The organism is Nostoc sp. LEGE 12447, assembly GCF_015206985.1.
Classification (GTDB): domain Bacteria; phylum Cyanobacteriota; class Cyanobacteriia; order Cyanobacteriales; family Nostocaceae; genus Nostoc.
Window position 1 is genome coordinate 88,606 of sequence record NZ_JADEXT010000003.1, and the last position, 21,683, is coordinate 110,288.

The 21,683-nt window shown below is 41.7% G+C and carries 18 protein-coding genes; 4 read left to right on the forward strand and 14 right to left on the reverse strand.

All coding sequences use genetic code 11. From position 1 onward, the window contains the following. The first annotated feature begins 280 nt into the window (after nt 1-280). The gene (locus IQ274_RS05055; RefSeq protein WP_012410503.1) at nt 281-508 is read left to right on the forward strand and encodes a DUF2949 domain-containing protein; all 228 of its coding nucleotides are present in this window, start codon (nt 281-283) and stop codon (nt 506-508) included. 329 nt (nt 509-837) lie between these two features. On the opposite strand, the gene IQ274_RS05060 is transcribed toward IQ274_RS05055, so the two are convergent. The 4 genes from IQ274_RS05060 to leuS form a co-directional block, all read right to left on the reverse strand. Next, the gene (locus IQ274_RS05060; protein WP_163929068.1) at nt 838-1,992 is read right to left on the reverse strand and encodes a pyridoxal-phosphate-dependent aminotransferase family protein; all 1,155 of its coding nucleotides are present in this window, start codon (nt 1,990-1,992) and stop codon (nt 838-840) included. 1,257 nt (nt 1,993-3,249) lie between these two features. After that, nucleotides 3,250-3,591 carry a DUF5615 family PIN-like protein gene (locus IQ274_RS05065; protein WP_163929095.1) on the reverse strand — a complete coding sequence of 114 codons (342 nt, stop codon included), beginning with the start codon at nt 3,589-3,591 and terminating at the stop codon, nt 3,250-3,252. A gap of 3 nt (nt 3,592-3,594) precedes the next feature. Then, nucleotides 3,595-3,891, reverse strand: coding sequence for a DUF433 domain-containing protein (locus tag IQ274_RS05070; RefSeq protein ID WP_416209827.1), 297 nt, complete (start codon nt 3,889-3,891; stop codon nt 3,595-3,597). A gap of 143 nt (nt 3,892-4,034) precedes the next feature. Then, a complete protein-coding gene (leuS, locus tag IQ274_RS05075; RefSeq protein ID WP_163929067.1) occupies nt 4,035-6,653 on the reverse strand; it encodes a leucine--tRNA ligase in 2,619 nt (872 codons plus the stop codon). A gap of 170 nt (nt 6,654-6,823) precedes the next feature. On the opposite strand from leuS, the gene IQ274_RS05080 reads away from it, so the two are divergent. Continuing rightward, on the forward strand, nt 6,824-7,279 hold the full coding sequence (locus IQ274_RS05080; RefSeq protein WP_194141610.1) for a gamma-glutamylcyclotransferase family protein: 456 nt from the start codon (nt 6,824-6,826) through the stop codon (nt 7,277-7,279). Between the two features lie 16 nt (nt 7,280-7,295). Here IQ274_RS05080 and IQ274_RS05085 read toward each other — a convergent pair whose 3' ends face one another. From IQ274_RS05085 to IQ274_RS05095, 3 genes are all read right to left on the reverse strand, one after another. Next, nucleotides 7,296-7,913 carry an anti-sigma factor family protein gene (locus tag IQ274_RS05085; RefSeq protein WP_163929065.1) on the reverse strand — a complete coding sequence of 206 codons (618 nt, stop codon included), beginning with the start codon at nt 7,911-7,913 and terminating at the stop codon, nt 7,296-7,298. Between the two features lie 157 nt (nt 7,914-8,070). Next, a complete protein-coding gene (locus IQ274_RS05090; RefSeq protein ID WP_114082966.1) occupies nt 8,071-8,727 on the reverse strand; it encodes a sigma-70 family RNA polymerase sigma factor in 657 nt (218 codons plus the stop codon). Nucleotides 8,728-9,096: 369 nt separating this feature from the next. Next, the gene (locus IQ274_RS05095) at nt 9,097-9,249 is read right to left on the reverse strand and encodes a hypothetical protein (RefSeq protein WP_167306191.1); all 153 of its coding nucleotides are present in this window, start codon (nt 9,247-9,249) and stop codon (nt 9,097-9,099) included. Nucleotides 9,250-9,828: 579 nt separating this feature from the next. On the opposite strand from IQ274_RS05095, the gene IQ274_RS36305 reads away from it, so the two are divergent. After that, nucleotides 9,829-10,566: a L,D-transpeptidase gene (locus tag IQ274_RS36305; RefSeq protein WP_416209828.1), complete on the forward strand. Its 738-nt coding sequence runs from the start codon at nt 9,829-9,831 to the stop codon at nt 10,564-10,566. Between the two features lie 71 nt (nt 10,567-10,637). Here the strand turns inward: IQ274_RS36305 and IQ274_RS05105 are convergent, their stop codons facing one another. The 6 genes from IQ274_RS05105 to IQ274_RS05130 form a co-directional block, all read right to left on the reverse strand. After that, nucleotides 10,638-11,177: a late competence development ComFB family protein gene (locus IQ274_RS05105; protein ID WP_041565537.1), complete on the reverse strand. Its 540-nt coding sequence runs from the start codon at nt 11,175-11,177 to the stop codon at nt 10,638-10,640. A gap of 120 nt (nt 11,178-11,297) precedes the next feature. After that, nucleotides 11,298-12,233: a M23 family metallopeptidase gene (locus IQ274_RS05110; RefSeq protein WP_163929064.1), complete on the reverse strand. Its 936-nt coding sequence runs from the start codon at nt 12,231-12,233 to the stop codon at nt 11,298-11,300. Nucleotides 12,234-13,090: 857 nt separating this feature from the next. Continuing rightward, nucleotides 13,091-13,789, reverse strand: coding sequence for a DevA family ABC transporter ATP-binding protein (locus tag IQ274_RS05115; RefSeq protein WP_163933833.1), 699 nt, complete (start codon nt 13,787-13,789; stop codon nt 13,091-13,093). A gap of 81 nt (nt 13,790-13,870) precedes the next feature. Next, nucleotides 13,871-15,043 carry an ABC transporter permease DevC gene (gene devC, locus IQ274_RS05120; RefSeq protein WP_194141611.1) on the reverse strand — a complete coding sequence of 391 codons (1,173 nt, stop codon included), beginning with the start codon at nt 15,041-15,043 and terminating at the stop codon, nt 13,871-13,873. Between the two features lie 96 nt (nt 15,044-15,139). Continuing rightward, nucleotides 15,140-16,339, reverse strand: coding sequence for an ABC exporter membrane fusion protein (locus IQ274_RS05125; RefSeq protein WP_194141612.1), 1,200 nt, complete (start codon nt 16,337-16,339; stop codon nt 15,140-15,142). A gap of 660 nt (nt 16,340-16,999) precedes the next feature. Continuing rightward, nucleotides 17,000-17,674: a HupE/UreJ family protein gene (locus IQ274_RS05130; protein ID WP_194141613.1), complete on the reverse strand. Its 675-nt coding sequence runs from the start codon at nt 17,672-17,674 to the stop codon at nt 17,000-17,002. Between the two features lie 389 nt (nt 17,675-18,063). Between IQ274_RS05130 and IQ274_RS05135 the strand changes: the two genes are divergently transcribed. Next, a complete protein-coding gene (locus IQ274_RS05135; protein WP_194141614.1) occupies nt 18,064-19,869 on the forward strand; it encodes an endonuclease in 1,806 nt (601 codons plus the stop codon). 62 nt (nt 19,870-19,931) lie between these two features. On the opposite strand, the gene IQ274_RS05140 is transcribed toward IQ274_RS05135, so the two are convergent. Beyond that, nucleotides 19,932-21,683, reverse strand: coding sequence for an ABC transporter ATP-binding protein (locus tag IQ274_RS05140; RefSeq protein WP_163933822.1), 1,752 nt, complete (start codon nt 21,681-21,683; stop codon nt 19,932-19,934).

The window sequence follows — 21,683 nt, forward strand, 5'->3', positions numbered from 1 at the left end:
TTGGTTGCAAAAATATTCCCTTCGGCGTAAGTGTAAATAGTCGCCAATAAGAGAGTATAGGTTATGGAATCTTTGTTACTACATGTGTAATTAAAAAAACTACACAAGTAAACAAGATAGAGTCATTGAATTAAGTAAAAATGCTGCTTGATAATTGAGCAGATGACAAGCCTCTCTTAAAGGCAAATCAAAAAAAACTGTGCTGGGGTGTATAGCCAATAACGGCACAGTGACAGATGAAATACTGGCTACTGGCTACCGAGCAATGGTGAACTGATATATGACAATACATTCTGCACAAGGAGGTGAGATTCAAATGTCACCATCAAAATATTCCCGACTGATTCATTTTTTGCAAGAAGATTTGGCAATTTCCACAGCATCGCTGGCGGTTGCACTGCGCCATCGGGAGCAAGACCCAGGCCCTTTGGCAATGATTCTTTGGCAGTATGGTTTGATTACTCTAGAACAGTTAGAACAAATTTATGATTGGCTGGAGACGGCATAATTTATGCCAATTTTGGGTTTTGGATTAAAAGTCTCTATCAAAAGGCTGTTACCGGAATCTCAAACAATACTATGTTATGCAAATTCTGGATCGTACTAAGTTGCCAAAGTTGGTATTGTTTGGTGTCAAATAAGCTGTGTGACTCTCTCAGAAGCAAATAATACTATCTAGGGCAAGTTGGTCTCATTTAAGAGAATAAAAGTATGTCACATCAACTCTATCTTGTACAAAGGTTGATATATAGGTTTATTAACTCTGACGGTTTCTACTTATTTATATACAACAAATCAAAAGAGCGAGTTGATAATTTAACTCGCTCTTTTGATTTATTAGGACTGACTAAACACTTTAACTGCTGCTGCTATACCAGAACCAGGGGTGAAGTCTTTGTATCCAAGTTCTGTTAGGGTAACTTCTAAGGATGCTATACAGCTAAGGATATCGCGATCGCTCACAAAGCCCAAGTGACCAATGCGGAAAATCTTATTACTCAAATGGTCTTGACCACCAGCAAGGGCAATATCAAAGCGTTTTTTCATCAATGACCGAATCTTATCCGATTCAATTCCCTGTGGTGCTACAGCCGTAATCGCCGGACTAGCGGAACTATCTGCTGCAAACAGAGGCAAATTCAACCCTTGAATGGCGGCGCGGGTAGCATTTTTCAGCCGTTCATGTCGAGCAAATATTGACTCTAATCCTTCCTCTTTCATCATTCGCAACGTGGTGTGTAACGCTACGATCAAGTTCACGGGTGGAGTAAATGGAGTTGTATTTTTGGCTGTGGCTTTGCGATATTTGCCTAAGTCCAAATAATATTTCGGTAGTTTCGCAGTTTTGTAAGCTTCCCAAGCTTTGGGACTAACAGAGACAAAACCCAATCCCGGCGGAATCATATAACCTTTTTGAGAACCGGAGGCGACTATATCCAAACCCCAAGCATCTACCGGGAGATTGAATGCACCCAAGCTTGTGACGGCATCAACGATAATCAAAGCTTCACCGTGTTCTTTCACATGGCGGTTGATGCTTTCTAGGTCATTCAACACACCTGTCGAGGTTTCACTGTGGGTAATGATTACAGCTTTAATTTGCTTTTGGGTATCTGCTTGGAGTTTTTCGGCAAATACTGCGGGGTCTAAGGGTTTTCCCCATTCCACCTTAACTTCTTCTACATTCAAACCGTAGGCTTGGCCAACTTCTACCCAGCGTTCGCCAAATTTACCATTAGAGCCAACTAAAATGCGATCGCCTGGAGAGAGAAAATTAATTATTCCAGCTTCTACAGCACCCGTACCACTGACATTCAGTGTCAGCACATCACTTTGAGTTTGGTGCAACCACTTCAGGTTTTCCGTCACCTCTGCCAAGATGTTGCTAAATTCACTGGTACGGTGTCCAATCGGATGCTTGGCTAATGCCAGTAAAGCAGCTTCTGGCACCGGGGTTGGGCCTGGAATCATTAGCATCAGCTTATCGTTCATGTGTCTATCCTAAAAGTCAAATAAAAGTCAAAATTGTGGGAAATTGGTTTAGTCTGGTAGCAAATTTTAGATATTCATCTACAAATTACACTCAGATCGCCACCAGTCTTGTTGTATATTTTCCAAATACATAGGAAAAGTATCGTGGGAGTTAATGATCGGTCAGCTTGACCTTCGCAATTTCTACGAGACTCCAACTCAAATAAAACCTCTGTTCCAGGCAATCTTACCATACACTTAGACACCAGGTTAAGGCGTGTGCTAGTAGGGGAGTAGCTAAAATAGCTGAGGCTGAAGCGTCCATTTAAGCTCTCCCAATTTTAGGTATAGATATTATAAATTCTTTAATCTTCCCCATCATCGGCCTCAGTTGTTTTGATAGAAATATGCGAAATCGATTTAAATATCGTGGAAATCGTCGGTGAAAAAGCTCTGTTTTGCTTCAACCAAGGAAGTAACCGCCTACACTATGCGGAAGAGTTAGATGTCATCGTTTGCTAAGAGATAAAAGATACCCAACCAAAAGTTTTCAATCTGCCTAGGTAGAAGATTTGTTCTTTGGTTCTCATTCTCTAAAGAATAGCTTTATCTATTGAGGAGGTGATGATTTTATTGCAGTCTAAATCGCTTTCATGCAGATATATAAGCCATCTCAGGCTTACTTGATGGCGATTTTTCACTGATACCTTCCAGTTTATTTGCTGCTAAATTTGAGATATTTATGCTGCTAATTGCTGCACATTTTGAAGCTTTACTCAAAGGCAGGCAATGCCTATGCCTACGCTAATCAACTATAAGTTTTTATACTATACTTACAAACTTGCTACAATTGTGCTTAGTTTCGTTAATTACCATTCATGGTGAGTCGTTTTTAACTAGTGTTCAGTTCATAAACTGTCACTCACCAGATCCCCGATTTTCTTGTAAAAGAGATATTCTTAGTTAGTGCAAGGAGTGATACCATTTCACCAAATGTTTGTCACAAGTTATCCCCGCAATACTCCCTGATAAGGGGGTGTTGCAGATTTCAAATGTTGCATCAAACAAGTGAGTTGGTATAAGCTTTTACGGGGAAGCGCTTGAGTGAGCAAAACTCTCAAGCGCTTTTTCGTGTATAAATAAAACAGTTTAACTCTTTGAACGATAATTATAGATGTTTTTAAATACACACATACCAGAGAAAGAGACTACTGTTACAATATTTTTTGCAACAGATTCTTGATGGTTTTAACATCTGTGCATTCCATCAAAATCTTTTTAAGTGACTGGACGTACCACACGAATTAGTTTTCCTTGCAACGCTTGTTCTGCTGTGACAGTCTCATCTATCCGTGATGCAAACTGTCCCCAATTACGATTGTTCGTACAAACAATAATACCGAAGTGGTTAGAATCACGACGATGCAAACGGATAAAATCAATTCTGTTGATAGTTAATATCGAGGGTTCTTGACTTACAGCAAATGCTAGCACTTCCTCATCAGGTACACCTTGGTCTGCATTTTCTGCTTCTTGAACTGTCAAAACATCATGCCCCAAAGCGCGTAATAATTCCACAACTGGAAATGGAAACTGCTCATCTGCGTAAAACCTTGCCATCGACTAGGCTACCTCATTACGCTCAATTGCCAATTCGATTTCATTAAGATGAGCTTCTGCATATACCCAAGCATTGGCTAAATCTGTAGCTGTAATAGTTGGATAGCTCGTCAAAAGGTCAGCATCACTATATCCAAGACGGCTAGCTTCCACAAGTACCCAGACAGGAATACGAGTTTTAGCGATACGAGCCTCTCCACCACAGACTTTAGGAGTTTTCTCAATTCCTTGCCAATTGTTGCCGAGGCTTTGAGCAAGTAACTGTATAGCCTGCAATTTTTCACGCTTGTCTGAGGGCAAGAAGTTGTTGTTCTAACTCTTTGAGTGTCACGGATGTAAATCCTTTGGTGTTTTGGAAGTCTTGAGCAACTGGTGTAGTCTAGAGGGAAAGACATTTCAGGTTTTCAGTGCATAAATCCTAAGCATATCTCTTCCCTCTACTTTTAGCTGACTACAAAATTCACTAACTTTCCAGGCACTACAATTACCTTCTTAATCTCTTTGCCTTCAATGTAACGCTGGGCAATTTCTGATTCACGAGCGTATTTCTCCAACGCTGCTTTATCTGCTTGTGCTGGTACTTGAATCGCGCCACGAGTTTTGCCCATAACTTGAATCACTAAAGTGATTTCATCAGCTACCAAAGCAACAGGGTCAAATGATGGCCAAGTTTGAGTGTGAACTGAATCACTTTCACCCAACAAATGCCACAATTCATCAGCAATATGTGGTGCAAAGGGTGCGAGTAACATCACCAAAGTCCGAATACCTTCTGCGTAAATTGGTGAATTTTTGTCGGCATCACTTAGGGCATTACTCAACTTCATCAATTCGGAAATAGCTGTGTTGAATTGATATTCGTCTTCCACGTCTTCCGTTACCGCTTGAATAGCCGTGTGAATCGTCCGCCGTAATTCTTTTTCAGCCTTAGTTAAATCAGAGAGTTGAGCTTTTTTACGAGATACCCCAGCAGTAATATAATCCGTCACCAAACGCCAAACCCGATTTAAAAAGCGGAATTGTCCTTCCACATCGGCTTCATCCCATTCCAGGTCTTTTTCTGGCGGCGCTTTGAACAAGATGAACATCCGCGCTGTGTCTATACCGTATTTGGTAACTACATCTTCTGGCGCGACACCGTTGCCCTTTGATTTAGACATGGTGGCGTAGAGACGTTGCAAAGGTTCGCCTGTCTGAGGGTCACGAGGGTCAGCAGAATTGACCAGATTAGAAGGAATCCATTTATCCTTACCGCCCTTATTGGGATTTAGATAAGTTAAACCCTGTACCATCCCTTGAGTTAACAGACGTTGGAAAGGTTCATCAAAGTTCAGTACCCCTCTGTCGCGCAGTACCTTAGTAAAGAACCGCGAATATAACAAATGTAAAATCGCGTGTTCAATCCCACCCACGTACTGATTCACTGGCATCCAGTCATTAACTTTACTGGAATCAAAAACCTGTTGTTCATTTTTAGCGTCAGGGAAGCGCAAGAAATACCACGAGGAATCAATAAAAGTGTCCATCGTGTCAGTTTCGCGCTTCGCTGGAGTGCCGCAAGTTGGACAAGGCACATTTACCCAGCTTTCCAACTGAGTCAAAGGTGAACCCCCACGTCCAGTAAATTCCACTTCTTCTGGCAACTGGACTGGCAAATCTTTGTCAGGTACTGGCACTATTCCACAGTTTGGACAGTGAATTACAGGTATCGGTGCGCCCCAGTAACGCTGCCGGGAAATTAACCAATCCCGCAAGCGATATTGCACCCGCACTTTACCAAAACCTTGTTTTTCGGCGTATTCAATTATGGCTTGTTTAGCGTCTGTGGAAGATATACCAGTAAAAGCCCCAGAATTAATTAAAATTCCTGGTTCAGTGTATGCCTGTTTATAGTCAACTTCGACAAGTTGTGTGATTCCATCAATCTCTGATGTTGGAGTTAAGTCAAAACCTGCAACATCATCTGGGGAAGCGATGACAAAATTAATTGGTAAATCGTAATTTTTAGCAAACTTAAAATCTCGGACATCGTGTGCGGGTACACCCATCACTGCCCCAGTACCATACTCATACAGTACATAGTCAGCAATCCAAATAGGCACTTCTTCCCCTGTAAACGGGTTAATTGCCACCCCACCGGTTGGGATACCCCGCTTAGGTTTGTCTTCAGAAGTACGTTCCAACTCACTTTGATTAGAAACCTCTTTAATAAAGACTTCTACCGCCGCTTGTTGTTCTTTTGTGGTAACGCGATTTGTTAAGGGATGTTCTGGTGCTAATACTAAATAACTGACACCATAAACGGTATCTGGACGCGTGGTATACACGGCAATTTTTTCATCTATCCCGATAATGGGAAATTCTAAATAAGCGCCTGTGGATTTACCAATCCAGTTTGCCTGCATCAATTTGACCCGTTCTGGCCAACCTGTCAACTTATCTAAGTCATTGAGCAATTCTTCGGCATAGTCAGTAATCTTAAAAAACCACTGCCGTAACAATTTGCGCTCAACTATTGCACCACTGCGCCAGGAACGTCCTTCGTTATCAACTTGCTCATTTGCTAATACAGTTTGGTCAATGGGGTCCCAGTTTACGGCTGCTTCTTTTTGGTAAGCTAACCCTGCTTGCAAAAACTGCAAGAAAATCCATTGTGTCCACTTGTAATAATCTGGTGAACAAGTAGCTAGTTCACATTCCCAATCAATTGATAAACCAAGACGCTGCAATTGCTGCCGCATCTGGGCAATATTCTGATAAGTCCACTTTGCTGGCGGTACACCACGGTCAATAGCGGCATTTTCTGCTGGCAAGCCAAAGGCATCCCAACCCATTGGGTGTATTACCCGATACCCTTGCATTCGCTTGAGGCGGGCAATCACGTCAGTAATGGTATAATTACGGACGTGACCCATGTGTAGGCTGCCCGATGGATAAGGGAACATGGATAAGGCGTAGAATTTTGGCTTGTTGCTAGCTGAAGGTGTTTTATCTAAGCCAAGTTCTAACCATGTTTTCTGCCATTTTTCCTCAATCGCTGCGGGGTTATATCGGGAATCCACCAAAAATTCTCCTAATGGGTCTGTCGTAGGTTAACCTTTTATGTCAACCTTTTAGGTTAACCTATATTGTAGGTCAACTAATCACAGATTTATATAATTGAGCATCAGCCAAATTATGCCTGAACTGCTAGTGTTTCAGGTATGGCAACAGTCATTTGATAAAGGTTTAGATGGTTGAATTAAATATAAAATTTTCTGATTTGGTGCGGGTTTTTGTCTACGGCACACTCAAACCAGGTGAGGCTAACTATAAAAAATACTGTGCTGGCAAAGTAGTTGATGTCAAAAGAGTTTTTGTAGAAGGTAGATTGTTTGCTCTGCCAATGGGCTACCCAGCAATGACGCTGGGAAATAGCAAAGTTTACGGATATTTACTTTCTTTTCCCAACACAAGAATTTTAAATGAGCTAGATGTGCTGGAAAATTACCAGCCCACTAGACAACCCTCAGAAGACCTCTATAATCGGCAAATTATCGAGGTTTATAAACCACAGTCGCTCTTTCTGGGTTGGGCTTGGGTTTATTTAATGGCTCTAGAGCAAGTTGCCCAACTAGGAGGATTACTCCAACCTGACGGCTGGTGGAGTGGCTGTGGTTTAACTGCAAAGCACAATTACGAGCTGTGAACCGTTAACTTTGCAATTAGTTTATGTCCTGTTTGGAGTCGTGCCGTTGTGGTTGTACCGGATAAATTGGATTTTTTGGAGAAGCTACTGCTGCTTTAGGAATCTCAATTACCGGGTTATTTAGTCCCACCATCAGAGGAGAAGGTGGAATTATAGACGCTGAGGATGTTTGAATCGGTTCTTTTTGTGGTCGTTGCGCCAGTTGCGGCACATTCAAACCACCAGGTACTAAGCTAGATACTGCACCGATTACGCAAGCAGCAACGGCTGCACCTCCCGCCATCCAGTTTAAACGGGAACGGCGGCGCAAACGTGTGAATACTTGCTGAACTGTTGCTTCTGGTGACTCTTGGGCTGTGGTGGGGACTGGAAGAGTCCGCAAGCCTTGGCGCAGCTTTAACAGTCGGGCATACAAGCATTGAACCGAGGCATCATTTGCCAGCCATTCTTCTACTTGCCTGCGTTCAGGGGCTGTGACTTCACCATCAAGGTAAGCACTCAATAACTCGAAGCGATCGCGCTTCACCATATCCATAAGACCCGTTGATTCATTGGTATGCTTGGCCATTCCATCTGACAAATCTTGAGGAAGTTGCAAAGAAGAACGGTCGTAAAACTGAGAATCAGTAGTCATCTTAACATTATTACCAATTCATACACGGGTAAACTGGGCGGGAATTTCGGGAAAATTAGCCATTTTTCCTTCTTAAGATAGAAGTGATCTACGTCTTTATGCTAATTCTTAATCTATGCTTAAATTCTGTCATTGGGCAGAGGCAAGATGCTGTAAATTAGGAGTCTAGATAATTCTGCAAGTGAGCTTGCAGCCTCGATCTAGCTCTGGCTATTCTTGACTTCACAGTTCCTAAAGAAACTCCAGTGATTTCAGCAATTTCTTCATAAGCCATGCCCTCGATTTCTCTCAGGACAATGGTAGTACGAAAGACTTCTGGTAAATCCGCGATCGCTTCCCGCAATTGCTCGTAAAATTCTCTAGTTGTCAGTTCTTCTTCAGGCCCGGGAGTATCGCCAGCGATTTCCCAATCCATCTCACCGTCCTCTAACGAGCGGGGAGCATCCAGTGATAAAGGGCTAACAACCCGCTTGCGTTTCCGTAACTCATCGTAAAACAAGTTGGTGGCAATGCGGCTTAACCAGCCCCGAAATTTAGCAGGCTCTTGTAATCGGTTAATATTCCGATAGACTCGAATCCAAACTTCTTGAGCTAAATCGGCTCTGTCAGACCAATCTGGAGCTAGGTGGTAGAGAACTCTATCAACTTGACTTTGATAGCGGCGTAATAGTTCTGAAAACGCAACACGATCTGGCCGCAGTCCCGCTTGACAGCGCAAAATTAAATCGTGGTTAGGGAGTTTGTCAACTTGCACTGATGCTTCTGGATACTTTGCATCAACCGTTGACCAGGATACAGTAATCGACTGACTCATAGATCGTACTGGCTCTAAATCATCCCTATCTATTAGACCTGCTAATGGGACAGAAGTTCCATGCTAAGGTGACGGATTTATGACTGGAACACGGAGGCAGACAATTTTGGATACATTTATAGCAATAAGGTGAGCCACTTTTTCCTTATACTGCTCGCATAGTTGCCCTTACAACCATCAACTCAAAAAAGCGCAGCAATATGCACATTTTAGTACTTTTAGCAACTGGGTATATACGCTTGATAAAAATAATTAAATCTGGTTATTAAGGATGAAGAGAAAAATTTTGTAATTCTACCTTCTTGATACCTTTAAAATTCAGGTAATAATTTCTGGGAGTTGGGTTGCTGTGGTTACTATAATGGTGATTTATTTTTTTGATTTTGTTACCAGAATAGTTGCTGATTGTTCTAGTTGTGACCCGTAAATAGCACCAGAGTTATGTTGCTCTGGTACACGAACTTGAAAAAATAAATTGAGGGAAAATGTAATTGTGACCGCTAGCAATAGTTTTTCAAACATGGTTTTTCTCCCGCCGACACCACTAATCATTGATTGCTACATTGCAAAAGTTCCGCCAGAAAGTCTAAGTATTGGCTTACAACCCCCAGAACTTTGGAGGAATGAGGTTGGTCACTTGAAGTTTTGCTGCTGGGACAATTTGCATAGTCTTAGTTTGCCCAGAGGTGTTGGCAGATTTATAACGGAAATGATAAGTATTGATAAATTTTTGATAATCGGATGATGAACACATCCAATTTCTCGGCTGGATATGTCAGGGATAAACAATAGGCGATGGCAATGGTAAGAAACGAATCTGTAGGGCGGATGGTAATGTTGCTCTGTTTTGGCACAGCATTTTTATCTTTAGCTGTCCATTGGCGCATTACTACGGCACAACGGCAGTCTGATAAGTCTGCATCTACTTCGATGCGGCGAGATTCTACCCTAACCAATCCCAAGGGAAGCCGCTCAGAGGAAGTCTACAAGAATCTGTCACAAGTGAGTTTAGGGGAAATTGCGCTGGGTGCATCTGTGCCACCTGCTGAAGTTGCCCAAGGCTCAAGTGTTCAGAGGGCGGTTACACCAAAGTCCTCTGCTATTAAGCCTCGAACTAAGTCGAAAATAATTAAGAAGAATGTAGCTAAAGCAACGACTCGCAAGGCTTCTACACTCAAATATTCTGCGATTAAGTCGAAAATAATTAAGAAGAATGTAGCTAAAGCAACGACTCGCAAGGCTTCTACACCAAAATCTTCTACTATCAAGCCTCAAACTCAGCCGAAAACAATTAGAAATAATGTAGCTCAAGCAACTGAACTACCAATTAAGATGCAGCTGGTGGCGCAAGCCGAAAGACAAAATCCAGTTGTGGATAGTTGGCCAAAAGGTTTATGGTCTAAGGCTTCAGCCCAACAAGCACCATCCGCATCTGATAGTCTGGCAGATGGCAAAACGCAAGTGGTGGTTGATTTAAGCGATCGCCGCACTTACGTATATGCAGGAGATGAGGTAATAGCTAGCTACCCAATTGCTGTAGGTAAGAAAGGTTGGGAAACGCCCACAGGTTCTTTCCAGGTGATCCACATGCGACACTATCCAATCTGGCGGCACCCAATTACAGGCAAAGTATTTGAGGCTGGTACGGATAGTCCCTTGGGAGACAGATGGATTGGTTTTTGGTCAGATGGACGCAATGAAATTGGCTTTCATGGTACGCCGGAAATTGACCTGGTAGGAACAGCTGTATCCCACGGTTGTTTAAGAATGCGTAATTCTGATGTCAGAATGCTTTATGAGCAAGTAAGTATAGGGACAACAGTACTGGTACGTAATTAATTAAGAGTCATTAGTCATTAGTCCTTTGTCTAAAACAAATGACAAATGACAAATGACAATGACTATTGAAATTATAATTTTTGCTCAAAATTAGGTGCGTATGTCTGGAGTAAGGCACTAACCTGGCGTACAACCTCATTACCAGTATTTTTGCCCAAAGCTTGCCGTTCTGGGAAGAAATTGGGTCGATCTAGGTAACGATTAATCGCTTCACTCACTTGCTGAGAAATTAATTCTTGCAGTTCTGCCTGAGCCGTTTGGCGCTGGAAGCTAGCACCCTCTTCTGTAGTAGCATACAAAGGTGGTAGTCGATTGAGAGCATAAGCAGCAATATCTCCTACATCTAGAGAACTTTCGCTGGTGGCTTCAATTTCTGCGACTCTGGCGATCGCTTCTGTCAATACCAATTCTTCCATAACGTTAATGAATTGTTTGCGAGGTACCGCCACTACCTCACCAGTCAATAGCGCTCCCATGAGCCGATCCAGCGCCATATACTCTTCAATTGAGAGTTCCGAGGCGTTATCACAGATTCTACCGACTTCTGCTTCCATTGCTGGTGTTAAATAACCATCCTGGAGAGCTTGTTCTACAATTTTTTCGATACTCATAACACTTATCATCATTTATGTTAGCCAAGCAAGGTAGGGACGGTATCAATCCAATTGATTTTGCTTAATCTTCAGCAAAAAAAACACAAATTACGCACAGACGCGATTATTCCGCCTCTACTAATTAACGACCTTAGTTCGCCAAGGTGTTGGATCAACAGATTGTCCGTTGACATACAGACCCCAGTGCAAATGTGGACCTGTGGAAGCACCTGTTGAACCAACTGCACCAATTAGTTGACCAGCTTTCACAAGATCACCTTCTTTAACGTTAATACGACTCAGGTGCATGAAAATACTGGTTACTCCTTGACCGTGGTCAATGCCAACTACGTTACCGTGTATCCTAAACCCTTGGGATACCCTACCCACCAAAGCAACTCGCCCAGCAGCTGGGGCAATCACCGATGAACCGGCAGCACCAGCGTAGTCAAGACCACGATGATAGTAGTCCTTTGCAAATGTACCATTATAGTAGCGACGAACACCATAGGTTGTACTCATTCGCCCTGCATTTGGTTTCAGAAATACTCCATTCCAATACTTTTCTGGTGTTTTTAATGCTTTAAAAGCCGCTACACGCTTAAGTTCGTATTCTGTGGCATCTACTCCGGCTTTGCCAGGTGGCAAAGTAATGCGTTGTACAGGGAACTTGCGATTAAGCACATTCACTGCCAAGTTTTGGACTTGACCATCCCCTACAACGCGAAGTGTTCTAGTTCCAGGTTTTTCTAGGGGAGTTGTGGGAACAAAAGCCCGATACTGATTGGGGGCAATTTGAAAGGCTGGGTATGTATTATTACCATTCGCTACTGTTGGATTTGTACCATTCTCAGGATTATCTAGATTAATCTCTACCGAGAGTGTATCCCCTAATTTAGGACTAGTTGGAGTCACCTTTACTTGTAAAGCATCTACAGGCAATGCCAAGGTGATAGGGAGAACAGCAAATATTCCCATTAACACATTTATTGCAAGGCGATTGGCTGTCAAACTTTTGACATCAAAACCGAGCAACTTCTGGTTTGAACTACTAGCACTATTCTCAATAATCATAGAGCTACAAAAATTCCTTGCTTGTGTTGGAAAATAGACTAGCTTATTTTTACTCGTGTTTCCTCTTTGACGTAGATGTTTTTGAAACCCTCCAGAGACTTATAGACCTCAGAGTTACATCAGGTAGGAGATAAGAGAGAATGATTTGTAACTGTAATTTAGTTAGTTGGTATTAACTTTATGTATTACATTGACATTGGTAATGATCTTAAAATTTAACTAGATTGGAGGCAAAGACTCTATAAGTGTTTGCCAAGGTATCATTTATTAGGCAACAAAAGAAACACCTTGTGATTATACCCATTACATAATAATACTTGAAGAAAATCTTGGAATCAACTGGACACTTGTTTAACTGGACACTCGTACTAGATTGCTAAGTTAAAATTGGTGTAAGTAAATGGCGCAAGCCAGGTAAACCCTGACTTTTCACGGCATCTGCAAAACCTCTCTCTAAATCTCTCTCCTAAAAGAAGAGAGACTTTGAATTTTCACCCTTCCCGTGTCGGGAAGGGGGTTAGGTTTTTGGTGGACTTTTCCACATAATGTGAAAAGTCAGGGTAAACCAAGGGCAAAGTATTAGAAATAACCCTATTAAGCTTAGACAAAGTTCGATTTATTAAGTTATTGAGCATTTAATTTGCAAAAGTAGGGTAGGCAAGATACCTACCCTACAATAGTTTTTAGTAAAATATAGTGTGAAATTATATTATTTTTAATTTATCTAATTCTTAATCACCGTTTATACACTAATAACAGATATTATTATTGTTAATATAAGGTATAAAACAACAGTGATTATACTTAAATTGTTCTGGTTTCGATTTCTGAGCTTGAGGAATGAAAGCTGATTAACTTCAGGTTGAGAGCGTTAATTCTGACTTCAGCTTACCATCTTCCATATCAACGATGCGATCGGCAATGTCAAGGATGCGGTTGTCATGAGTAACCATCAAGATAGTACAGCTTTGTTCTTTTGCCAGTTTTTGCATAAGATTGACTACATCCCGACCTGATTGACTGTCAAGGGCGGCGGTGGGTTCATCCGCTAGGATTATTTGAGGATGACTGACTAAGGCGCGAGCGATCGCTACTCGTTGCTTTTGTCCTCCAGATAGTTTTTCAGGATAGTAATGTAAATGATTTCCTAATCCTACCTGCTCTAACATCTGGGCTGACCTAGCTAGCATATTTTTTAACCCAAGATATTTGTGCAATTCCAAAGCCATTTTGACGTTTTGGAGTGCCGTTAAACTCCCATGTAAGTTATGTGCTTGGAAAATATAACCGTTATGCCGTCGCGCTTGTACTAATTGTTCAGCACTAGCACCACAAAGTTCTCGCCCCAACACCTGCAAACTACCAGATTGAGCAGAACGCAATCCACCAACTAAGGTTAGCAAGGTAGTCTTTCCAGAACCAGAGGGCCCAGTCATAATAATAATTTCACCGGCGTTAATCTCTAAGTTGATATTAGATAAAACTTGCTTGCGGAGGGAACTGTTACCAAAGTGGTGGTCAAGATTTTTAATAGAGATCACAGGTTGACTAGTCATAAATGGCTCGATTACTGGTAACAATTGTCATTGGTCATTTGTCCTTTGTCCTTTGGAAATGACCAATGACAAATTACAAATTTAGAACATATCAGCAGGATCGGTGGCTTGAAGTTTGCGGGTGGCGATCGCACCGGAAATTGTACACATAATGATAGTCAGCACTAATACCTGCAATGCCCGAATCGCAGTCATGTACATGGGTAAATTTGTGGCGCTGCGAGTCAGTTGGTAAAGTGCTAAGGACACTCCCAATCCGGGGAGGAAGCCTAGTGCTGCTAATATCAACGATTCTTCAAGCACCACACCCAGCAGATAGTAATTGCGATATCCCATTGCTTTAAAGGTGGCGTATTCACGAACATGGGCATTAACATCGGTGGAAAGGACTTGATAGACGATAATCACGCCCACCACAAAGCCCATTGATACACCCAGGCTGAAAATAAAGCCAATTGGGGAATTTGTCCTCCAAAAGTTGTTCTCAAATTCAATAAATTCGGCGTGGGTTAAGACTCTGACATCATCTCTCAGGTAGGCTTTTAAGCTTACTGCTACTTTTTTTGGGTCATAGCCTGGTTTTACCTTAATCAAACCTAGACTGATGCTACTTGACTGTCGCCCAGAAAATAGCCGCAAAAAGTTTTGATCGCTAGTAATCAGATTGCCATCAGAACCAAAGGAAGCCCCGACTTGAAATAAGCCACTAATGGTAATTGTGCGCCGTTCTATTTCGGTGGTTAGGGTTTTACCTTGGTTAATTTGAGCGATCGCTTTTTGATAATCTCCTCTTGCGCCACGATCGAACAAAACCGTATCTGGTAGCTTAATTGCCTGCAATTGCTGGTTAACATCCGGTAAGTCAAAGGCTGGCTTATCTGGATTAAACCCGATAACTAACACCCCCGTCTCACGATGTGTTTGAGGATTTTTCCAGATTGTATTATTGAAATACATTGGTTCTGCCGACTTCACCCCTGGTATATCCATTGCTTGGTAAAGTCGCCGACGAGAAAATGTAGACAAGCTTGGCAGGTTACGGGCTTGGGGACTGGTTAAAACAATGTCTGCTTGCAAACTGCGATGTAGTCTGGTGTTACTGTCATACAGCGCAGTCTGAAAGCCCAGCTGCATGAACATGAGAAGATCCGCAAAAGCAATACCTGACAAAGCCACCAAGAGGCGGCTTTTTTCATGGTTCAGTTGCAGCCATCCTAGAGGGGTTCGCCGTCGCAGTTGTTTGATCAATCCCATAATTAGGTACTGGGTATTGGGTATTGGGGACTGGGTATTAGGGATTGGGATTATTCTTCCCCAGTCACTAGTCCCTAGTCCCCAATCCCTTATTTTTCACAATTCAATTACTGCCTTAACTTGCATATTGGTTAAGCTGGCAGCTTTTCGACTGGAAACTTCATCTAGTCGGATATAAACTTCTACTACTCGGTTGTCGATATTGCTGACAGGATCTGTGTTAATGACACTCTGTCGTCGCACTTGCAAACCTTTGCGATCTACGATTCCCTGCAATTCAAGGGGGAGGTAATCACCAAATATTCGTACTTGTTGCCCTGAATGAACTTTGCCGATATCGCTTTCATAGACTTCGGCTATGACATACATTTGGCTAGTTTGTCCAATATCAGCAATGCCATTATTTGATACTAATTCGCCAGGATGGGTGTGGATCTCAAATACCTGTCCATTTTGGGGCGATCGCACTTGGGCCTGTTTTAGATTGATTTTTGCCAGATTCATGGCTGCTACAGCCCGATTAATTTCTGCTTGGGCAGCTTCTACATCTACTCCTCGTACCTCAGCAATTTCCTCAAGGGTTGCTGTGGCCTGTTTTACCTGTTGCTGGCTAGCTGATTGGGTACGATTTAACTTTGCTTGTGCTTCTTGCAGGCTTTTTTGGGCGGTTTCTAGGTTTAAACGTTTAGTATCTCGTTGGGAGGCGGAAATTGCACCTTGTTGATATAGTTGCTGATAACGTTCGTCTTCTGCTTGGGCATTTTGCACTTCGGCTTGGAATCGCTCAATTGTCGCTGCTTGAGTATTAATATCACCTTGGCGTTCTGCTTCTAAGCGAGCGATCGCGGCTTTTTGAGCAGCAATTTCACCACGTTTAGCACCTGCTTGGGTGCGGTTTAGATTTGCCTGTGCTACTTTTACCTGTTCCTGCGCCTCTTTTAATTCTGCCTGCAAGCGATCGCGGCTATTCAAAATTGCAATCAATTGTCCCGCTTTTACCCAATCCCCCTCCTTTACTAACAACTTTTCTACCCGGCTTCCTTCAGCAGATACCGCAGCAGAAAGTTTTATTACCTTTCCCTGTGGTTCAATTCGCCCTAAAGCTGTTACCGTTTTTAACTGTGGCAATTGTGCTGCTGGCACTTGTGTTTCTGGATTTGCATAATTTTGCCAGCGTTTTACTATATAAAAACTTATTCCGCCAACCAATAAAGATGCAATTATACCTATAGCAACAGATGGACGCAGAATAGACTTAGGGAACGTTCTGTACCCTAGTTTTGAGTTTCGCACCATAGATTACCTCTTAACTAGTGGCGCAGAAAAAACTAAATAGATTAAGTTTTTATCCTTACTTCTGTTAGTTGTTGTTAATTTATCAATTCAAAGTTCATAAAAAATGAAAATTGTTGACAATTTATCAATCTGCTGCGGTTTTCTGTATACGATAATAAATCACTCTTCAGTATTAATACCATTTCACTTTAAGGTCGATACAAATAGCCACCAGGAAAGCAAGGTGACAGAATTAGAGACAAATCATTTGTATCAGTCATTTCGTGAAATGGTATAAGAGCCTTATGTTAATGATGAGCTAGTTTTCTTTTTTGAAAGTACTTAGGTATAGTAAACGGTTTCCAAATCACGGGTTGTAACAGTGCCAACAATCAGAGGTAAATTAAGCCAAAAAGAAATATTCTTTGTCATGATAAATTAATAATCTTTAATTCCTAAAAAATCTCTTTAGATTTTATATCTTCATAATTTTTTGTGATATATTTTCACTGTCAAAAGTTATTTTTATAAATTAATTCTGTTAGCATATCCGCAATTTCTTCAGATGTCACAAGCTTTTATTGAGATATAGCTTCTAAATATCTATCCACATAATAAGGGCGCACAGCTAAGTGTACGCCCCCATAAATAAATGTATTCCACTGAATTGAAATATGTGATTTAGCTGATCGAATTGCTCAAAAACACGATGCCGATCGCACAGAAAGCAAAGCCAGCAATGCTAATTTTCCAGGGTAGAGTTCGGTTTATTTCTCCCATACCCATTGCACCACCAATTTCTCTGGCACTCATAGCAACCACAAACAGAGTCAATGTCATACCTACTATATAGGCAATTAGTGGGAGCATTCCTGCCCCAATAATAGAATCAGCAACAGTGTAACCTTGAAATAAACCAGCACTGATACCCATTAGAGCAAGTACCACAAAGTTTGGTTGATTTGGCATCATCAGCATAGTACTAAAAACGATGGTAGAAATAGCGATGGCTATTTCTATGCCTGGGAAATTTAGCTGGAATAGATGAATTACAATACCCAAGATTGCTGCTAAGACGAAATATCCAGCGATCGCAGCGCCACGAACAAACATAGATGACAGTAAGCCAATAGCAACAATCCCCACTAAACAATCTAAGGCAATTACTGGATCTGCCAATCCCCAGAGAAAGCCTTCCCACCAGGTAGTGATGGTATGACTATCTGGTGTTCCACTCAATGAACTCAGTAAGCTAATTAAAATTAAAGCTGCGATCGCTCCAATATGGCGATCCATTACCTTCGAGGTGGACAATTCCTGTGAAGCACGGAATTCTGATAATTTCCTTTTGAACATCACTATATGCCAAATTAGTTTTTTCGGTAATTTATACTACCCACCTATCCCAAAAAACTAACGTGGTAATTACACTACCTTGTACTAGCTTCATGAAGTTATCCAAAGCCACGGTGATTGAAAAGTATCACGGTCTACGTAAGCACTGCTATAGCCTCTTGTAGAGAACCCGTCACAGACATCGCTACCAATAATTAATTATCAATATTTGATATTAAACAGGGTATCTAATAGACTGCAAATGTAGTAAGTGAATAGAGCCAAATTTCCTTGTGTCCTGGTATTTTCTCTCAGATAGAATGCTCACCTTTACTCAACCTAAAACTTATCTTAATTGAACTCTATTCAAAAGAAGACTAATCTAGAAAATATCTTCATTGGAAGAGAGAATGAAACTCATCAAATTGTTGTTACTATTTAGTACTGTTCTCATCTTCTTTGTATGGATTAGTCCACTGCATGCTAGTCCAATAGCCCAATTGCCAACTCCTTTACTTCCAGTTACTCAACGGGAAACAACATCTCTAAAAAATTCCCAGGATGTATTGACTGTTGCAACTTTTAACGTCGAGAATTTAGACCCAAAAGATCGACGCTTTGATGATATTGCCAAAATTATCCAAAAGAATTTGAACGCCCCAGATATCATCAGTTTGGTTGAAGTTCAGGATAACAACGGGCCAACCAATGATGATGTTGTGAATGCAAACGAGACTTACCAAAAACTGATTGCTGCGCTCGAAAATATCGGTAGTCCGGCATACGATTTTGTGGATATTGCACCCAGTGACGATCAAGATGGTGGAGAACCTGGAGGTAATATCCGTGTCGGTTTATTATTTCGGCCCAGTCGGATAACTCTAGCAAAACTGCCTAGAAGAGGCGGTTCATTAGATGCTGTGGCTATTACTCAAGGTACAAATGGTCTTGACCTTTCACTCAACCCAGGTCGGATTGATCCTACAAATAGTGCTTTCGAGGAAAGCCGTAAGCCACTTGTAGCAGAATTTATATTTAACGAGCAAAAGCTGTTTATCATTGCTAATCACTTTGTTTCTAAGCTGGGAGGTTCTCCTAGCGATGTTCAACGAGTCAAGCAAGCCGAAATCGTTAATGAATTCGTAGGGCAAATATTAGAAGTTGACCCGCAAGCCAAAGTAATTGTACTGGGTGACTTAAACGATTTACCCGATTCCTTACCTCTGAAAACTTTAAAGGGTAATATTCTTGAGAATCTGACGGATCGTTTACCTGCTAGCGATCGCTTTACTTTCAAATTCCGGGGAAAACCTCAACTTATTGACCATTTGTTGGTCAGTGAAAACCTTTCTGGTTTTGCTCAACCAAAAATTGACATTGTGCATGTCAATGTTGGCTTTAGTCAGCCTGTCAGCGACCATGATCCTGTGATTGCAGCGTTTACATTACCTACTAGCCAGTCCACCTCTGACCCTATTCCTCCTGTTGTTCAACCTACTCCCGTAAATGATTCGGCAATTATATTGCCTCAATTATCCAAAGTCGCTCTAGTTGAAGAACTTGCTAAGAAGTATACGCCTAGCAAAATTTTGAACTACGATCGCGCAAGAGACGAAATGTTTGGCATTATTGACAACCAAGCAGGTATTGTGACAGATATCTATGCCAGTTACCAAATTCGTCTAAATGGTAATGGCGATCCTAGTCAGGAAGCTGACAAATTAGGGCTGAATACTGAACACGTTTGGCCACAAAGTAAAGGGGCTGACAACGGTAATGCTCGAAGTGACCTTCACCATTTATTTCCTGCACGAGAAGATATTAATACTGAGCGAGGAAATAAACCCTTTGATGATATAGCCGACACAAGTACTAAAAAATGGTATCGAAATGATACTGTTCAATCTACAATTCCTAGTAGAGCAATTGACGAGTTTAGCGAATCATCTTCTTCTAAATTTGAGCCTAGAGAGAAAGTAAAAGGGGATATAGCTAGGGCAATTTTCTACTTTTACACTATCTATCGGAATCAGGCTGAGAAGGTAGACCGAAATTACTTTCAGAATCAGCGTCAGACTTTGTGTAAATGGAATCAGCAAGACGTACCGGATATTACTGAAATAGAACGCAGTCATGTGATCGCCAAATTTCAAGGTAATGACAATCCATTTGTGCTAGATGTCACATTAGCTGAACGGGCATACTGTAATCCCTAAAGATTTGGATAGCACAGTTGTGCTATCCAACAAACAATAAAATATGCTTTAAGGTCAAAACTTTAATGCAGTAATTCTTCAACTTGATGCTGGCTCCACAAAGTTCTGTATAAACCCTGTTGTTGCAAGAGTTCTAAGTGATTGCCTATCTGAACAATTTTTCCCTTCTCCATCACAAAAATTCTGTCAGCCGCAGCCGCCGCAGATAATTGATGTGTAATGAAAATTACTGTTTTGCGTTCAGTACCACTGGAGAGATTTTTGAGGATTTGCGTGGCTGTTTGATTATCCACACTAGAGAGAGCATCATCCAAAATTAACACTGGCGCATTGACCAGCATAGCTCTAGCTAAGGCAGTACGTTGTCGTTGACCACCAGAAAGAGTAATACCGCGTTCACCAACAAGAGTTTCATATTGCTGAGGAAAACTGTTAATTTCTGATTCAATTTTGGCAAGTTTAGCAACAGATTCTATCTGCTCTTGTTCGCTAATTGGATCGCCATAGCGGATATTATTTTTGATTGTAGTACTAAATAGAAAACTATCTTGAGGAACGTAAGCGATCGCACCTCGTAAATCTGCCAAAGCTATTTTAGTAATATCCAGCCCATCTAAAAACAATTGTCCTGATTCAATATCCAACAAGCGCGGTAAAGCATTCGCCAAAGTGGATTTTCCCGAACCAATTGCCCCAACAATGGCCACGGTTTCTCCAGGAGCAATAGTAAAGTTAATGTTTTCTAAAGCTGGAGTAGAAGAACCAGGGTAACTGTAGCTAAGATTCTTCGCTGTCACTTCCCCTTTTAGTTCCGCTGCTGGTAGATGTATGGCATCGGCTGCATCTTGAATTTTCGGTGTGACAGAAAGAATAGATTCCAGGCGATCTATACTAACTTCACCCCGTTGGTAAGCAGTAATTGTGAATCCTAAAATGGCTGTCGGGAAAACTAGACGCTCTACATAAATTAACAGTGCTAAAAAGTCGCCAACCTGAAGCGCCCCAGAAGACATCCGTGCTGTCCCTAGCCAGATAATTACCAACGAACTGACATTAGCTAGTCCACCAATTAGCGGAAAAAGTGTATTTCGGAGTTTTGCCAGTTCCAAGTTAGCAGTCAGTAACTGCTGATTTTTTTTGGAGAAGGCTCGACGCTCGTTTGCTTCTTGGGCATAAATTTTAATTAAGGCAATGCCACTAATATCCTCCTGGATGAGTTCGCTGATTTCAGAGAGTTGCTCCTGGACTGCTGCTTGTTGTTTGCGTAAGCGATCGCTAAACAGACTCACCAATAAGAGCATAAAAGGGTAAACTGCCAGAGACGCTAGCGTCAGATCCACACTAATAGCTAGCATTACTGGCAGTGTCAGGGCGTAGGCAAACACCGTATTTGCCAAACTCAAAACGGCAAAACCCAATAAACGTTTGATATTGTCCACATCACTGGTAGCCCGATTAATCAAATCGCCAGCAGTATTACTGGCAAAATAAGCCGGCTCCAGTTTGAGTAAGTGTTCAAAAATCCGTTGTTTCAGGTCAAATTCCACCTGACGACCCACCCCAAATAGCCAAATGCGTGATGCCATCCGCATTAGCCACATCGCCGAACTGAGCAAGACAATGATTACTACATAATGTAGTATTTCGTTCCAGTTGAAGGTTGTTGAGAGTTTATCAACACCAGCACGAATCAACCAAGGGATATAAACGCCCAGTGCATTGACAGACAACAAAGCGAGAATGCCTAATGACGCTTCCCGCCAATGGGGTCGTAAGTAAGCACTGAGTTTAGCGATTCGTCGAGATTTTGCCAT

Bases quoted from the DNA above. Each gene is read 5' to 3' on its own strand.
- IQ274_RS05055 (WP_012410503.1), top strand. From the start codon at position 281: ATGACAATACATTCTGCACAAGGAGGTGAGATTCAAATGTCACCATCA.
- IQ274_RS05060 (WP_163929068.1), bottom strand. From the start codon at position 1,992: ATGAACGATAAGCTGATGCTAATGATTCCAGGCCCAACCCCGGTGCCA.
- IQ274_RS05065 (WP_163929095.1), bottom strand. From the start codon at position 3,591: ATGGCAAGGTTTTACGCAGATGAGCAGTTTCCATTTCCAGTTGTGGAA.
- IQ274_RS05080 (WP_194141610.1), top strand. From the start codon at position 6,824: ATGGTTGAATTAAATATAAAATTTTCTGATTTGGTGCGGGTTTTTGTC.
- IQ274_RS05085 (WP_163929065.1), bottom strand. From the start codon at position 7,913: ATGACTACTGATTCTCAGTTTTACGACCGTTCTTCTTTGCAACTTCCT.
- IQ274_RS05090 (WP_114082966.1), bottom strand. From the start codon at position 8,727: ATGAGTCAGTCGATTACTGTATCCTGGTCAACGGTTGATGCAAAGTAT.
- IQ274_RS05095 (WP_167306191.1), bottom strand. From the start codon at position 9,249: ATGTTTGAAAAACTATTGCTAGCGGTCACAATTACATTTTCCCTCAAT.
- IQ274_RS05105 (WP_041565537.1), bottom strand. From the start codon at position 11,177: ATGAGTATCGAAAAAATTGTAGAACAAGCTCTCCAGGATGGTTATTTA.
- IQ274_RS05110 (WP_163929064.1), bottom strand. From the start codon at position 12,233: ATGATTATTGAGAATAGTGCTAGTAGTTCAAACCAGAAGTTGCTCGGT.
- IQ274_RS05115 (WP_163933833.1), bottom strand. From the start codon at position 13,789: ATGACTAGTCAACCTGTGATCTCTATTAAAAATCTTGACCACCACTTT.
- devC (WP_194141611.1), bottom strand. From the start codon at position 15,043: ATGGGATTGATCAAACAACTGCGACGGCGAACCCCTCTAGGATGGCTG.
- IQ274_RS05125 (WP_194141612.1), bottom strand. From the start codon at position 16,339: ATGGTGCGAAACTCAAAACTAGGGTACAGAACGTTCCCTAAGTCTATT.
- IQ274_RS05130 (WP_194141613.1), bottom strand. From the start codon at position 17,674: ATGTTCAAAAGGAAATTATCAGAATTCCGTGCTTCACAGGAATTGTCC.
- IQ274_RS05135 (WP_194141614.1), top strand. From the start codon at position 18,064: ATGAAACTCATCAAATTGTTGTTACTATTTAGTACTGTTCTCATCTTC.
- IQ274_RS05140 (WP_163933822.1), bottom strand. From the start codon at position 21,683: ATGGCAAAATCTCGACGAATCGCTAAACTCAGTGCTTACTTACGACCC.